This is a genomic window from Levilinea saccharolytica (genome assembly GCF_001306035.1).
Classification (GTDB): domain Bacteria; phylum Chloroflexota; class Anaerolineae; order Anaerolineales; family Anaerolineaceae; genus Levilinea; species Levilinea saccharolytica.
The window spans coordinates 1-13,393 of sequence record NZ_LGCM01000042.1; the positions used below are offsets into that span (position 1 = coordinate 1).

Below are 13,393 nucleotides of genomic sequence, written 5' to 3' on the forward strand. Positions count from 1 at the left end.
CAAGCACCTTTTTACCGACCGCGGGTCAGGGGAGCGGCTGGTGCTGTTTGAGGCTGCGGACGACCACTCGGAAGCCACTTATGTGGTGGACCTCATCGGTCAGAACATGGCCGGAGACCGCAAGGCGCGCAGCCCTTCGCGTTCACCGGGGAAGGTCAGGCTGAGGTGGTTGACCTTGAGCACGGCGCAGTCCCGCGGCCCCCACCGCGGCGGCATCCGGCGGTCTGGTGATTGACCTGCCCGACCCCACCAGCGACGAAGCCCGCGCCGAGCCGGGCATTGACCGCCCGCTGGACGCCGAGGGCCTAACTGCCCTGATGAACGCCACCACCGCCCGCATCGGCGTGGGGCGCGCCGGGCCGCGCGTGCGCACCCGCTCGCTGGTGCTCTTTCAAGCCGATCTGGCCGTGACTCAGGACGCTCTGCTGCGCGACGTGGACCCGCAGCTCTTGGACGAGTTCAAACTCCTGCGCGTGCAGACCCGCGTCACCGGCGGCAAAGCCGAATACCTGCTGCGCCCCGATCTGGGCCGCCAGCTCAGCGACGAGGCCCGCGCCCAGATCAGCCAGCACTGTGTCAAGAACCCCAACGTGCAGATCTGCGTCGGCGACGGCCTCAGCGCCGCGGCCGTGGAGGCCAATTTGCGCAAGATCATGCCCGTGCTGGAGGCTGGGTTTCGCCAGGCAGGGCTCAGCCTGGGCACGCCTTTCTTCATCCAGTTCTGCCGCGTGGGCGTGATGAACGACATCGGCGACCTGCTGCACCCCGACGTGCTCATCCTGCTCATCGGCGAGCGTCCCGGCCTGGGGCGGGCTGAATCGATGAGCGCCTACATGGCCTACCGCCCGCAGTCCGGACACACCGATGCCGAGCGGGACGTCATCTGCAATATCTACGACGGCGGCGGCACCAACCCCCTCGAAGCCGGGGCCTTCGCCGTGCAGATGGCGCAGAAAATGATCCAACACCAGGCAGCCGGCGTCAAGCTCAAGCTGCTGGAACAGTGAGGAAGGTGCGCATGGCCATTTTAGACCCCATCCCCGCCAACGCTCTGGCAGTCCGCCTGATCCCCAGCGTGGCCCCCGAATACGCCCGCCAGTTGGGGCTGCGGCCCGATCAGCGCAGCCTGGGGCTGCTGACCGCCGATAACGACGACGCCACCTACGTCTCCATTGACGAGGCCACCAAAATGGCCGATGTGGAAGTCGTCTACGCCCATTCGTTTTACGCGGGCGCGCGCCACGCCTCCGGCCCGCTTTCGGGCGAGATCATCGCCCTGCTCGCCGGGCCCAACCCCGCCGAGGTGCGCGCCGGTTTAGACGCCGCCCTGCGCTATCTCAGCACCCGCGCCCTGTGGTACAGCGCCAACGCCGAGGGCACCATCGCCTTCTTCCCCCACGTCATCTCACAGACCGGCCGCTACCTGTCGCAGCTGTGCGGCGTGCCTGTCGGCTCGCCCATCGCCTATCTGATCGCCCCCCCGCTGGAGGGCGTCTACGGGCTGGATGCGGCCCTCAAAGCCGCGGATGTGCAGTTGGCGTCGTACACCCCCCCGCCCTCCGAAACCAACTTCATGGGCGCAGTGCTCACCGGCACACAGTCGGCCTGTCAGGCTGCTGCCCTGGCCTTTCAGGATGCCGTCCTCGAAGTCGCGCGGCGCCCCATCGAATACTGATCCGCTGCCGGAACATCACCAGAAAAAAAGAACGCGCCCCTGAAATCACTCAGGGGTGCGTTCTTGTCCGTGCAGACTGCCGCGCTAGCCGCTTACACCACCAGGCAGGCCTCGCGCGGGAAATACACGGTCAATTTTTCTCCCACCTGAGGGGGAACCAGGTGCGGATTGTTGAACATATCAAAGAACAGCTTGCTCTTTTCCAGCCGCACCTGCACGCGCACGATCGAGCCCAAGAAGGTCACCGTGTCCACCGTGCCGCTCAGCTCGTTGGTGCCGCCGCTGCCGCTGTTGGCGGTCATGCGCAGCATTTCGGGCCGCACGGCGATGCGCACCGTCTGGCCTGCGGAAACCGACAGCGGCTGGGCGGTTTGGATCTCCTGCCCGTCCACGGTCAGTGCCCCGCTCTGCGGATCGCGCACCACGGCGTCCACCACGTTCAGCGTGCCCACGAAAGAGGCCACAAAGGGCGTTTCGGGGAAGTTGTAAATCTGGAAGGGCGACCCCACCTGCTCGATGTGCCCGTCTTTCATCACCACGATGCGGTCCGAGAGCGACAGAGCTTCTTCCTGATCGTGGGTGACGTAAATGGTGGTGATGCCCAGCTTTTGCTGAATGGCGCGGATTTCCGTGCGCAGCTCCACGCGGATTTTGGCGTCCAGCGCAGACAACGGCTCATCCAGCAGCAGCACCTGCGGGTGAATGGCCAGGGCGCGGGCCAAGGCCACGCGCTGCTGCTGCCCGCCCGACATCTGGTAGGGGTAGCGCTGGCGGAAGGATTCCATGTGGATCAGCGCCAGCATTTCATCCACCACTTTGGCGATCTCATCTTTACCCTTACGCGCCACCTTCAGCCCAAAACCGATGTTATCCGCCACCGTCATGTTGGGGAACAGGGCGTAGCTTTGGAACACCATACCCACATTGCGCTGGTTCGGCGGCTTATGGGTCACGTCTGCGCCGCTGATCAAAATCTCGCCTTCCGTCGGCATTTCAAACCCGGCCACCATGCGCAGCGTGGTGGTCTTGCCGCAGCCGCTGGGACCCAGGAAAGAGACAAATTCCCCCCGCTCCACCTTGAGGTTAAAATCTTCGACAGCGACGAACTGGCCAAAGCGTTTGTTGACGTTGTTAATCTCTAAAAATGCCATGAGGGACCTCGTTGTGCTATTTCATACCGCCCAGGGCCGTCCCAGACGTTCCGCGGGTAAAGACCTGGATCAGGCCAATCATGCCCCAGGTGAGGGCAAAGGACATAATTGCCAGCGCCGCTGGTTCATAGGCGCGGTTTTGTCCTAATAAGGCCATGTACGGCCCCAGCGCAGGCCAGGCCAACAGCGAAGCCAGAGTCAGCTCGCCGATGACAATGGCAAAGGTCAGGAACGTGCCGCTCAGCAAAGCCACCTTCAGGTTGGGGAAGATCACCTTCAGCAGAATGGTCCCCCACCCCGCCCCCAGAGACTGGGCTGCCTCAGTGAGTGAGCGCACGTCCATGGCACGCAGGCCGTTATCCACCGCTCGATACATGTAGGGAAAAGACAGCACCACATAACCTGCCACCAACAACGCCGGACTGGCGGTCAACACAAACGGAGGGCGGCTGAAAATACGGATCAGGCCGAAGACCAACACGATCGCGGGGATAACGAAGGGCAGTAAGGTGATAAACTCCACAATCGGCTTGGCCTGCGGCAGCCGCAGATGCACCCAATAGGCCGTGGGGACGATCAGGATCATGCTGGCCAAAATAGTGAAAAAGGCCATCTCCGCCGAAAAGGTGAATGATTTGACAAACCCAGGGTCAGCCAGCACCTTTTCATACGCCATCAGGCTGATTACGTCTTTCTTCATACGCAGCGAGAAGTTGAGCGTGGCCAGCAGCGGGATGAAAAAGTACAGGATGCCCAGGCCAATCCACAACCAGGACCAAAAGCGAGAGCGTTTCATCGCAGCCACCTCGACGCACGGTTTTGCAGAACAGTGTAGCCCAAAATGCTGGCGCCCATGATCACCACCATGCCCAGGGCCAAAGCATAGCCCAGGCCGGTGTCGTGCAGCACATCGCCGCGAATCTGCGCACCGATGATGATGGGCACCAGGTTCAAGGAGCCGCCCGTCAGGGCATAGGCGGTGGCGTAGGCACCAAAGCTGTTGCCAAACAGCAGAATCGTGGTGGAAATGAGCGCCGGGGTCAGGATGGGCAAAGCCACATGCCGCCAGTAATGCCACGAAGAGCCGCCCAAATTCTCACAGGCTTCCCGCCACTCGCGCCGCAGCCCATCCAACGACGGGCTGATGATCAGCACCATAAGCGGGAATTGGAAGTACATGTAGGTGAGGCATAAGCCCCAAAAGGAGTACAGATTGAAGCCTTGCTGGTAAATATTGATCCCTAAGGATTTCAGGATCACCGTCACCAGACCCACACGCCCCAGGGTGGAAATGAAGGCGAAGGCCAGGGGCACGCCCGCGAAGTTGCTGGCAACCCCAGAAAAGGTGGTCAGAGCGGTGCGCAGCCAGCGCGGCAGCCCGCCCAGGGTGACGGCATACGCCATCAGGAAGCCAAATAAGGCTCCGCCGACCGCCGTCACCAGGCTGACCTGAATGGTCAGTTTGTAAGAATTCAGAATATAGGGTGTGAACAGGTTCTTGATGTTGTTAAACGTAAACTGGCCCTGATTATCCTGAAAACTACCGACAAAAAGGGAACTGGCGGGCAGAATGAGGAACAGCAGCGCGAAGAGAAAAAACGGCATAACCCCCAGCCAGTTCCAGTTGATTTTGGGAAGGGAGGGACGCGCCAGAGGCGCGTCCCCTTGCTGCTTTGATTTCATTCCGGATCCCATTTACGGGGCGGCTTTGACTTCGACGCCCACAACCTTGTCCCAACCTTCGGCAACAGCAGCCTTCAGCGCATCCTGCTGTTCCAGGGTGGGGAACACGGCCGTGGCGTAGTATTCCGCCGGAGGCAGTTTGGCGGCCAGTTCAGCCGGGACCACATTGCGCGCAACCATGTCGTTGTAGCGAATGGGGTGCACATAGCCCTTCAGCCAAATATTCTGACCTTCATCCGAGTAGAGGAATTCCATCCACAACTTGGCCGCATTCGGGTGCGGGGCATAGGCGCTGATGGCCTGAACGTACACGCCCGCAACCACACCGCTCTTGGGGATGACCACTTCGATTTCCGGGTTGGCCGCAAAGCTGTCGCGGTCGGCCAGGGCCAGGTAGTCCCACATCATGGCGATGGGGGTTTCGCCGGAAGCAATCGTGCCGGGTTTGGCGATGACCGGGACGAAATTGCCGGCTTTGTTCATCTTGTCAAAGTAATCCAGGCCAGCCTGGGGTTCTTCGATCTTGCCGCCGTTGGCCAGCGCCGCAGCCGCGATGGACAGGATCGCCATGTTGGAGGTGCGGGGGTCGCCGCCCAGGGCTACCTGACCGTTGTACTTGGGATCCAGCAGGTCAGCCCAGTCTTTGGGCAGATCGGTGACAGCGCTCTTGTTGATTTCGAACGCCAGCACGCCGTAATAATCGCCGTACCAGTAGCCTTCAGCGTCTTTCAAATTCTCGGGGATCGAATCCCAGGTGGCCACTTTGTAGGGGGTGATCAGCCCTTCGTCTTTGGCGATGGGGCCAAAGGACAGACCCACGTCAATCACGTCCGGAGCCTGGGGGCCTTTGTTGTCTTTGTTGGCGCGAATGGCCTGGAGTTCATCGCCGGAGCCGGCGTTGGGGTCCAGTTCATTAACCTTGATCCCGTATTTCGCGGAGAAGGTGTCAATCATTTCGCCATAGTTCGCCCAGTCGCGGGGCAGAGCGATGACGGTCAGCTCGCCTTCGGCTTTGGCCGCAGCGATCAGAGCATCCATGCCGGTGGCTTCAGCAGCCGGAGCAGCCGGTTCGGCGGGAGCAGCCGGTTCGGCGGGGGCAGCGGGTTCAGCCGGGGCAGCCGGGGCGGCAGGTTCAGCCGGGGCAGGGGTTGCAGCGGGGGTGCAGGCGGCCAAAACCATCGCCACCATCACCAGCAAACTCAGCGTGACCAACAAGTTCTTTTTCATAAGGTTCTCTTCTCTTTCCGAACGAATCTAAAGGTTGAACATTGAAGGCGCAGCCTCAGCGGGCTGCTAGAACGGAATACGTTTGATTTTTCGGCTTCGGGGGATCACCTCCTTGAATGTTTCAAGGGTATCACCAGGGGATAGGGTTCATCCGTTTGTACGGACCTCCCTTTAAAACACCCACATCCCGCAGAGAGGATACCCTAATATTAACCCCAAAATGCCCATTATGCAACCGATATATGAGGATGATCATACTCCGATCCGGAAATTCTGCCCCGCCTCGGTGGAGGCGAGGCAGAATTCCAGTATCACACCCTAATCAAGAACTAGGATTCGCTGGTCAGCGCGCTCAACTCAGCGTAAGCTGCCGCCAGCTTTTGCAGCCGCTCCCAGCGGAAGCGCGCATCCTCATTGGCCGCCTGCATCAGCTCTTCGGCGCGGGCCTCGTTGCTGATGGTCAGCATGCGGTAGCGCGTTTCGCGGTAGGCATAATCTTCCACCGGAATAGTCGGCGCCTTGGAATCAATCGCCAGCGGCGGTTTGCCCTCGCGCGCCAGAGCCGGGTTGAAGCGGTACAGCGGCCAAACCCCGGCCTGTACGGCCAGTTTTTGCTGCTGGAGGCCCTCTTTCATGTCAATGCCGTGGGCGATGCAGTGCGAATAGGCGATGATCAAAGACGGGCCGTCATAGGCATCCGCTTCCAGGAAAGCCCGCAGCGCCTGCGCGTCGTTGGCCCCCAGCGCCACCCGCGCCACATAGATATGCCCGTAAGACATGGCGATCATGCCCAGGTCTTTCTTGCCCATGCCTTTGCCGCTGGCGGCAAATTTGGCCACCGCCGCGCGCGGCGTAGCTTTAGAAGCCTGCCCGCCGGTGTTGGAATACACTTCGGTGTCCAGCACCAGAGCGTTGATGTTGTAGGGGCTGGCCAGCACGTGGTCCAAACCGCCGTAGCCGATGTCGTAGGCCCAACCGTCGCCGCCGATGAGCCACACACTCTTGCGGATCAGCGCATCCGCCACGCCCATCAGCATGCCTGCCCGCGGGTCTTTCATCATCACCAGCCGATCTTTCAAGGCCGCCACGCGTTCCCGTTGGGCGCGCAGGCCGCTTTCCGTGCTCTGCTCCGCTCCCAAAAGTCCGTCGGCCAGCACCGTGCCAATTTCACCGGCCAGCTGTTTCACCAGTTCGCGGGCAAAGCCGTTCTGCTTTTCCACCGAAAGGCGCATGCCCAGGCCAAATTCGGCGTTATCCTCAAACAACGAGTTCGACCAGGCCGGGCCGCGTCCGTCGCGGTTGGCCGACCACGGCGTGGTGGGCAGGCTGCCGCCGTACACCGAGGAGCAGCCCGTGGCGTTGGCGATGATGGCGCGGTCGCCGAAGAGCTGCGAGACCAGCTTGACATACGGCGTTTCGCCGCAGCCCGCGCAAGCCCCCGAGAACTCAAACAGCGGCTGGAGCAGCTGAGAATTTTTCACCGTGGTGGGTTGGAAGGCCGTGCGGTCCGCCTCCGGCAGCTGCAGGAAGAACTCCCAGTTCGCCCGCTCCGTCTCGCGCAGGGGCGGCTGCGGGGCCATGTTCAGGGCCTTGCGCCCCGTCTGTGCCTTATCTTTGGCCGGGCAGACTTCCACGCACAGGCCGCAGCCTGTGCAGTCTTCGGGCGCCACCTGAATGGTGAAGCGCATCCCCGGGAATTCTTTGAAATTGGCGTCCATCGAGCGGAAGGTCTCTGGCGCGCCCGCCAAAGCCTCCGGCGCATACACCTTCATGCGGATGCTGGCGTGCGGGCACACCAAAGCGCACTTGCCGCATTGAATGCACAGTTCCGAAGCCCAGGTGGGAATTTCCAGCGCGATATTGCGCTTTTCATACTGGGCCGTACCGGAGGGGTAGGTGCCGTCCGCCGACATCCTGCTCACCGGCAGGGCGTCGCCGTTGTTGATCAAAATTTCGCCCAACACCTCGCGCACATAGGCCGGGGCCGATTCAGACATGGCCGCGCGCATGCCAAACGCGCTGCTCACCTGCGCCGGAACAGCCACTTCCTTCAGGTTCGAAAGGGTGTTGTCCACCGCCTCAAAGTTCTGCCGCACCACCGTTTCGCCGCGCTTGCCGTAGGTCTTCTTGATGGATTTCTTGATCTGGGCGATGGCCTCCTCCCGCGGCAGCACGCCGCTGATGGCGAAGAAGCAGGTCTGCATGATGGTGTTGATGCGGCTGCCCATGCCCGACGCCTCGGCCACATGGTGCGCGTCAATCACGTAGAATTTCAGTTTCTTTTCCACCAACGCCTGCTGCACCTCGCGCGGCAGGTGATCCCACACCGCTTCCGGCCCGTACAGGCTGTTCAGCAGGAACACGCTGCCCGGGCGGGAATACTTGAGCATGTCAAAGCGCTCCAGGAAGGAGAAGTTATGGCAGGCCACAAAATTGGCGTCGCCTTCCCCGATCAGATAGGGGGCGCGAATGGGCTTGGGGCCAAAGCGCAGATGCGAAACGGTCACCGAGCCGGACTTCTTGGAATCGTACACAAAGTAGCCCTGACCAAAATTGCCGCCCTCTTCGCTGATGATCTTGATGGAGTTCTTGTTGGCGCCCACCGTGCCGTCCGCGCCCAGGCCAAAGAACACGCAGCGCACCGTCTCGTCCCCCTCAATGGAGAAGGTGGGGTCATAGCTCAGGCTGGTGTGGCTGACGTCGTCGTGAATGCCCACAGTGAAATGGTTCTTGGGTTTGGCTTTGGCCATCTCGGCAAAAATGCCCTGCACCATGCCCGGCGTAAATTCTTTCGAGGCCAGGCCGTAGCGCCCGCCCAAAATCCGCGGAGGATTAACAAAGGGGCTCGTGCCTTCGGCCGCGGCTTCCTGCACTGCCGCCACCACATCCAGGTAGAGCGGCTCGCCGCTGGAACCGGCCTCTTTGGTGCGGTCCAACACCGCCAGGGTGCGCACCGTGGACGGCAGAGCCTGGATGAAATGCGCGATGGAGAAGGGCCGGAACAAATGCACCGTCAACACGCCCACCTTCTCGCCCCGCGCCGCCAGAACGCGCGCCGTCTCTTCGGCCGTCTCGGCACCCGAACCCATGATCACAATCACCCGCTCCGCATCCGGCGCACCGGCGTAATCAAACAGGTGATAGGCGCGGCCCGTGAGCGCCGCAAATTGATCCATGGCCGCCTGCACATGCTCTGGGCAAGCCGCGTAAAACGGGTTGACCGACTCGCGTCCCTGGAAATACACGTCCTGGTTTTGCAGTGTGCCGCGGATGAAGGCCCGCTCCGGGTTTAAGGCCCGCGTGCGGTGGGCCGCCACCAAAGCCGGATCCATCATTGTGCGCATCACATCTTCGGGGATCAGGGTGATTTTGTTGACCTCATGCGAGGTGCGGAAGCCGTCAAAGAAGTGCAGGAAGGGAACCCGCGCCCGCAGCGTGGCTGCCTGGCAGATCAGCGCCATATCGTGGGCTTCCTGCACCGAGCGCGAAGCCATCAGGGCAAAACCCGTGGCCCGCGTGGCCATCACATCCGAATGATCGCCGTAGATGGAAATGGCCTGATACGAAAGCGCCCGCGCCGAAACGTGAAAGACCGTCGAGGTCAATTCACCGGCGATCTTATACATGTTGGGGATCATCAACAGCAGGCCCTGCGAGGCGGTGAAGGTGGTGGTCAGCGCACCGGTCTGCAGCGAGCCGTGCACCGCGCCCGCCGCCCCACCTTCGGCCTGCATTTCAGCCACCAGGGGCACGCTGCCCCACACATTGGGGATGTTCGCCGCCGCCCACTCATCCGAAAGCTCGCCCATCCCGGAGGAGGGCGTAATGGGATAAATGGCGATGACCTCGTTCGTGCGGTAGGCAACATAAGCAGTTGCCTCATTGGCATCAACGGTTACTGTCTTTTCAGTTGTCATGGATCCTCCGGGGAGAAAGGGGAATACAAAAAATCAGGCCGGGTCAAAGATATATGGTATACGATACATCCATTATATCATGACCCAGCCCGGATTGTTCCCCGCAATTTTGCCAGCTTAAGGCAGAGTCACCCCCAAGAGCGCCATCACCGCCACCGCCAACGGGGCCACGATCAGCGACGGCAGCATGTTGCCGGTGCGCACCGGCCGCAGCTCCAAAATCCCGCTCACCGCCACCGCCACCAGCAGCACGCCCCCCACCGCCGTCATCTCGGTCATCATCGGCGCCGTCACCAGCGTTTGGGCCTGGGCCGCCAGCAGGCTCAGCCCGCCCTGATAGGCCAGAATGATCAACGCGGAGAAAGCCACACCCACCCCCAGCGAAGCCGAAAAGGCCAGCGCCATCACCAGGTCCAGGGCCGATTTGATCGCCAGCAGGCTGATATCGCCGGTTAGGCCGTCTTGAATCGAGCCTAAAATGGCCACCGGCCCCACGCAGAAGACCAGCGAGGCCGTCATGAACCCGCGCAAAAAGCGCGACTGCCCCGATACCGCGCCGGAGCCGTCCTCGGCGGGCATAAAGCGCCGCTCCAGGGCCTTGCCGATCCATTCCAGCCCTTTTTCAATCTGCCACCACTCGCCCAACACCGCCCCCACCAGCACGCTGGCGAGCACCAGCATCGAATTTTGTGTCTTCAGGAACATCTGCACGCCGTATAACAGCGTAAAAAGGCCCAAACCCGAAATCACCGTTTGCCGAAAACGCACAGGAAGCCGGTCGCCCAAGACTGTACCCAAAACACCCCCCAACACCACCGCAGCCGTATTTAATAAAGTACCTGTCATACCATCCTTAATCTTTGGCCAGCGTCGGGCCAGCGCGGCCCGCCGCCTGAGATTCGTATAACTCCAACACAAAACATAATGAAGACAAGCGGTTCAAATAGCGCAGCAGCTCGGGGTTTTGCAGTTCCCCGGCTTCCACCAGCACGGCCACGCGCCGTTCAGCCCGGCGCACCACCGTGCGCGCCAAAGCCAAAAAAGCTCCAGGGCGCGTATCCCCCGGCACAATAAATTCGCGCGGCAGACTCACCTGCGCGCTGAGCGCATCAATCTGCGCCTCCAGCCAGGCCACCCGCTGGGGGGTGATGGCCCGGAAGGTCTCGGCGTTTTCAGGGGTGGCGGCCACCTCACCCATCAGCCCATACAGGTCGCGCTGCGCCTGCATCACCAGCGCGGCGGTGTCTTGCCCCAGGGCAAAACTGCGCACCATGCCCAGGGCCGCCGAAGCCTCGTCCACGCTGCCCAGGGCTTCCATGCGCGCATCCGTCTTGGAAACCCGCCCCGGGCCCAAAACGCCCGTGGTGCCGTCATCGCCTTTGCGTGTGTAAAAACGGGTCATGAGGGTGTTGCCGCCTGATGCACTTGAAAGTAGAGATACCAAAAACGCTGCGGGTCAAAGGCCGGCTGCAGGACCGCAGCCCAAACGAAGCTGCCGGGCTGGCCCGCCAACCGCAGCCGGTGATCCAACCCCGTCAGCACCGTCAGGTTGGGCGTATCCGCGGGGATCTCGTCTGCCAGCAGATCCAACAAGCAGCGCCACTGCACCGCAAAGGCATACGTCTGGGGTGAACGCGGCGGTTCGGCCAACAGCTCCTGCAGCTCTGCCTGCCACAGCCGCAGGCGGGCCGCAAATTCCTGGGTGGATTTCTGAATCCAATGGCTTTTCCAGGCCTCGCGCGTGGCAGCCACCGTCTCGTTCCAGGCATCTGCCTGGGCCTGTTCCGCCGCGGGTAAGGGCGCCGCCAGCAAACGCCGCTGGCTATACATCAGCGTGCCGGGGGTCAGCCGTTGGATGCGGCTGGGCAAGCCGTCGTGGGCTTTTGCGCCGTACAGCGGCCAATACAAGGTGCGCCCGAGCAAATATTCTTTCAGCTCATACGCCGCCGCGCGCACCACGAGCAAGTCTTGATCCCACCAAGCCGCCATGCTTCCCCTCCCATCTCACCCGCTGAAGATTATTGCCCGCCCACCGTAGCCTGCATGAACCACTTCGCGGCCGTGGCAAAGCGGTCGCTGCTGTCAAACAGCGGCCCCATCTGCACCCCCTGTACCCCGCGGTCCACCGCGTAGGTGTACACCGGGTAATACAGGGTCAGCGCGGGGGTTTCATCGCTGAACACTACCTGAAAATTGCGGTACAGCCGGGCGCGCTCGCCCAAATCGGCGGTCACGCGCGCCTGTTCCAGGTACTCGCTGGCGTTGCGGTTATCCCACTGGGAATAATTCTGCCCGCCGGTGGCCTGCGCCTGATCCCAGAAGGGATAGGGGTCAGGGTCGGGCGAGCGGGTCAGGTTCAAATCCACCAGGGCCGCCTGAAATTCACGGTTGGCCAGGCGCTCATTCACCAGCTGGTCGTAGGCCACCGCCTCCAGCTTCACGTCCACCTGCAAATCGCCCCAGTTCTTCTGAATCACCTCGGCAATTTGACGGTGCAATTCGGTATCGGGGTACAGCAGGGTAAAGCTGAGCGCGCGGCCGTCCTTCTGGCGGATGGGGTCGCCTTCCGCCGGTTCCACATACCCGGCCCGCTTCAGCTGGGCGCGCGCCGCTTCCACGTCGAAATCAATGTGCGGCAAATTATCGTAATAGGCCCAGGTTCCCGGCATAATCGGCCCATCGGCCACGATGGCCTGCGAGCCCAACAGGCGGTCCACCAGCCATTGGCGGTTGGTGCCTTTCAGCAGGGCCTGGCGCACTTCCTTATCCTCAAAAAAGGCCACTTCAGGGTCTTTGTGGTTGAACAGCACCATCGAAAGCTGCGGCTGACGGCCGGAATACACCGCCAAATCCGGCTCGGCCAACACCTGCGGCAGCACATCCGGCGAAACGTAGCCGATCCCCTGCACCACCTCGTTGCGGTAAGCCTGCAAAGCCGCCGCGGAATCGGGGTAGTAGCGGAAGATAAACTGTTCAATGAAGGGAGGCTGTTCGTAATACAGCTCGTTGGCCTTCAGCATCACACCCGTGATCTTGCCGTCCTCCACCACCAGTTGGTCAAAGCGGTAGGGGCCGGTGCCCACCGGCTGCAAATTGAAGGGTTCGTTCACCACCTGCTCCAGCGTTTTGCCGCCCAAAATGTGCTGGGGCAAGATGCCAAAGGCCAGGTAGTCCAGGAAGGGCGCAAACGGCTCCGGCAGGCGGAACTGCAAATCCGTGTCGCTGAGCACAATGACGTCAATCTCTTCCCAGAAGCTGCGGATGTCCTCCGGAACCCATTCGCCGCCGGTGCGGATCAGATCAATGGTGAAAACCACGTCGTCCGCGGTGACCGGCTCGCCGTCGTGCCAGCGCAGGTTCGGCTTGAGGGCAAAGTTGTACACCGTGCCGTCTTTGGCGATGCCGTAGGTCTCCGCCAGGTCCGGCACAGGCACACCGCGCGCATCAAAGCGCACCAGCCCGCTGAAGATCAGGCGGTTCACCTCGCGATCCACCGGGTTAGCATAATCCAGCACCGGGTTCAGGCGCTGCAGCGAACCGATCAGCGCCTCGGTATACACACCGCCGCGGGCAGGCTGCGGGGTCAGACTGGTGACCGGACCGCCGGGCTGGTCTGCCAACAGCAAAATACCGACCAGCAGGCCGGTCAGGAATATGATGATCAGTTGCCAGCGTAGCTTTTTCATAGCGGAATACGAAAGAGGGCTGTCCCCCCTGCGGGTGAGAAGCCCTCGTCGAGT

At 61.7% G+C, this 13,393-nt stretch carries 12 protein-coding genes; 3 read left to right on the forward strand and 9 right to left on the reverse strand.

Translation table 11 applies throughout. The annotated features are described in order from the left end of the window. The 3 genes from ADN01_RS19660 to eutL form a co-directional block, all read left to right on the forward strand. Positions 1-235 (forward strand): hypothetical protein (locus ADN01_RS19660; protein ID WP_160318422.1); only part of this gene is annotated, 235 nt, incomplete at its 5' end. Further along, on the forward strand, positions 228-1,007 hold the full coding sequence (gene eutC, locus ADN01_RS12085) for an ethanolamine ammonia-lyase subunit EutC (protein ID WP_075071170.1): 780 nt from the start codon (positions 228-230) through the stop codon (positions 1,005-1,007). The genes ADN01_RS19660 and eutC, both read left to right, overlap by 8 nt. A gap of 11 nt (positions 1,008-1,018) precedes the next feature. Next, positions 1,019-1,675, forward strand: coding sequence for an ethanolamine utilization microcompartment protein EutL (gene eutL, locus ADN01_RS12090; protein ID WP_113918842.1), 657 nt, complete (start codon positions 1,019-1,021; stop codon positions 1,673-1,675). A 92-nt stretch (positions 1,676-1,767) separates the two neighbouring features. On the opposite strand, the gene ADN01_RS12095 is transcribed toward eutL, so the two are convergent. From ADN01_RS12095 to ADN01_RS12135, 9 genes are all read right to left on the reverse strand, one after another. Next, the gene (locus tag ADN01_RS12095; RefSeq protein WP_062417627.1) at positions 1,768-2,826 is read right to left on the reverse strand and encodes an ABC transporter ATP-binding protein; all 1,059 of its coding nucleotides are present in this window, start codon (positions 2,824-2,826) and stop codon (positions 1,768-1,770) included. Positions 2,827-2,842: 16 nt separating this feature from the next. Then, positions 2,843-3,622, reverse strand: coding sequence for an ABC transporter permease (locus tag ADN01_RS12100; RefSeq protein ID WP_062417626.1), 780 nt, complete (start codon positions 3,620-3,622; stop codon positions 2,843-2,845). Then, complete coding sequence (locus ADN01_RS12105) at positions 3,619-4,509, reverse strand: ABC transporter permease (protein ID WP_082142682.1); 891 nt, start codon at positions 4,507-4,509, stop codon at positions 3,619-3,621. Before ADN01_RS12105 ends, ADN01_RS12100 begins: the two co-directional genes overlap by 4 nt. A gap of 12 nt (positions 4,510-4,521) precedes the next feature. Next, positions 4,522-5,736: an ABC transporter substrate-binding protein gene (locus ADN01_RS12110; RefSeq protein ID WP_062417624.1), complete on the reverse strand. Its 1,215-nt coding sequence runs from the start codon at positions 5,734-5,736 to the stop codon at positions 4,522-4,524. 329 nt (positions 5,737-6,065) lie between these two features. Then, positions 6,066-9,653 (reverse strand): pyruvate:ferredoxin (flavodoxin) oxidoreductase, encoded by a 3,588-nt coding sequence (gene nifJ, locus ADN01_RS12115; protein WP_062417623.1) that lies wholly within the window; start codon positions 9,651-9,653, stop codon positions 6,066-6,068. A gap of 117 nt (positions 9,654-9,770) precedes the next feature. Continuing rightward, positions 9,771-10,499: a DUF554 domain-containing protein gene (locus ADN01_RS12120; RefSeq protein WP_062417622.1), complete on the reverse strand. Its 729-nt coding sequence runs from the start codon at positions 10,497-10,499 to the stop codon at positions 9,771-9,773. Between the two features lie 7 nt (positions 10,500-10,506). Further along, on the reverse strand, positions 10,507-11,055 hold the full coding sequence (locus ADN01_RS12125; RefSeq protein WP_062417621.1) for a cob(I)yrinic acid a,c-diamide adenosyltransferase: 549 nt from the start codon (positions 11,053-11,055) through the stop codon (positions 10,507-10,509). Continuing rightward, positions 11,052-11,642 carry a hypothetical protein gene (locus ADN01_RS12130; RefSeq protein ID WP_062417620.1) on the reverse strand — a complete coding sequence of 197 codons (591 nt, stop codon included), beginning with the start codon at positions 11,640-11,642 and terminating at the stop codon, positions 11,052-11,054. The genes ADN01_RS12125 and ADN01_RS12130 overlap by 4 nt, the downstream gene beginning before the upstream one ends. Positions 11,643-11,671: 29 nt before the next feature. Then, the gene (locus ADN01_RS12135) at positions 11,672-13,339 is read right to left on the reverse strand and encodes an ABC transporter substrate-binding protein (protein WP_062417619.1); all 1,668 of its coding nucleotides are present in this window, start codon (positions 13,337-13,339) and stop codon (positions 11,672-11,674) included. Positions 13,340-13,393 lie beyond the last annotated feature (54 nt).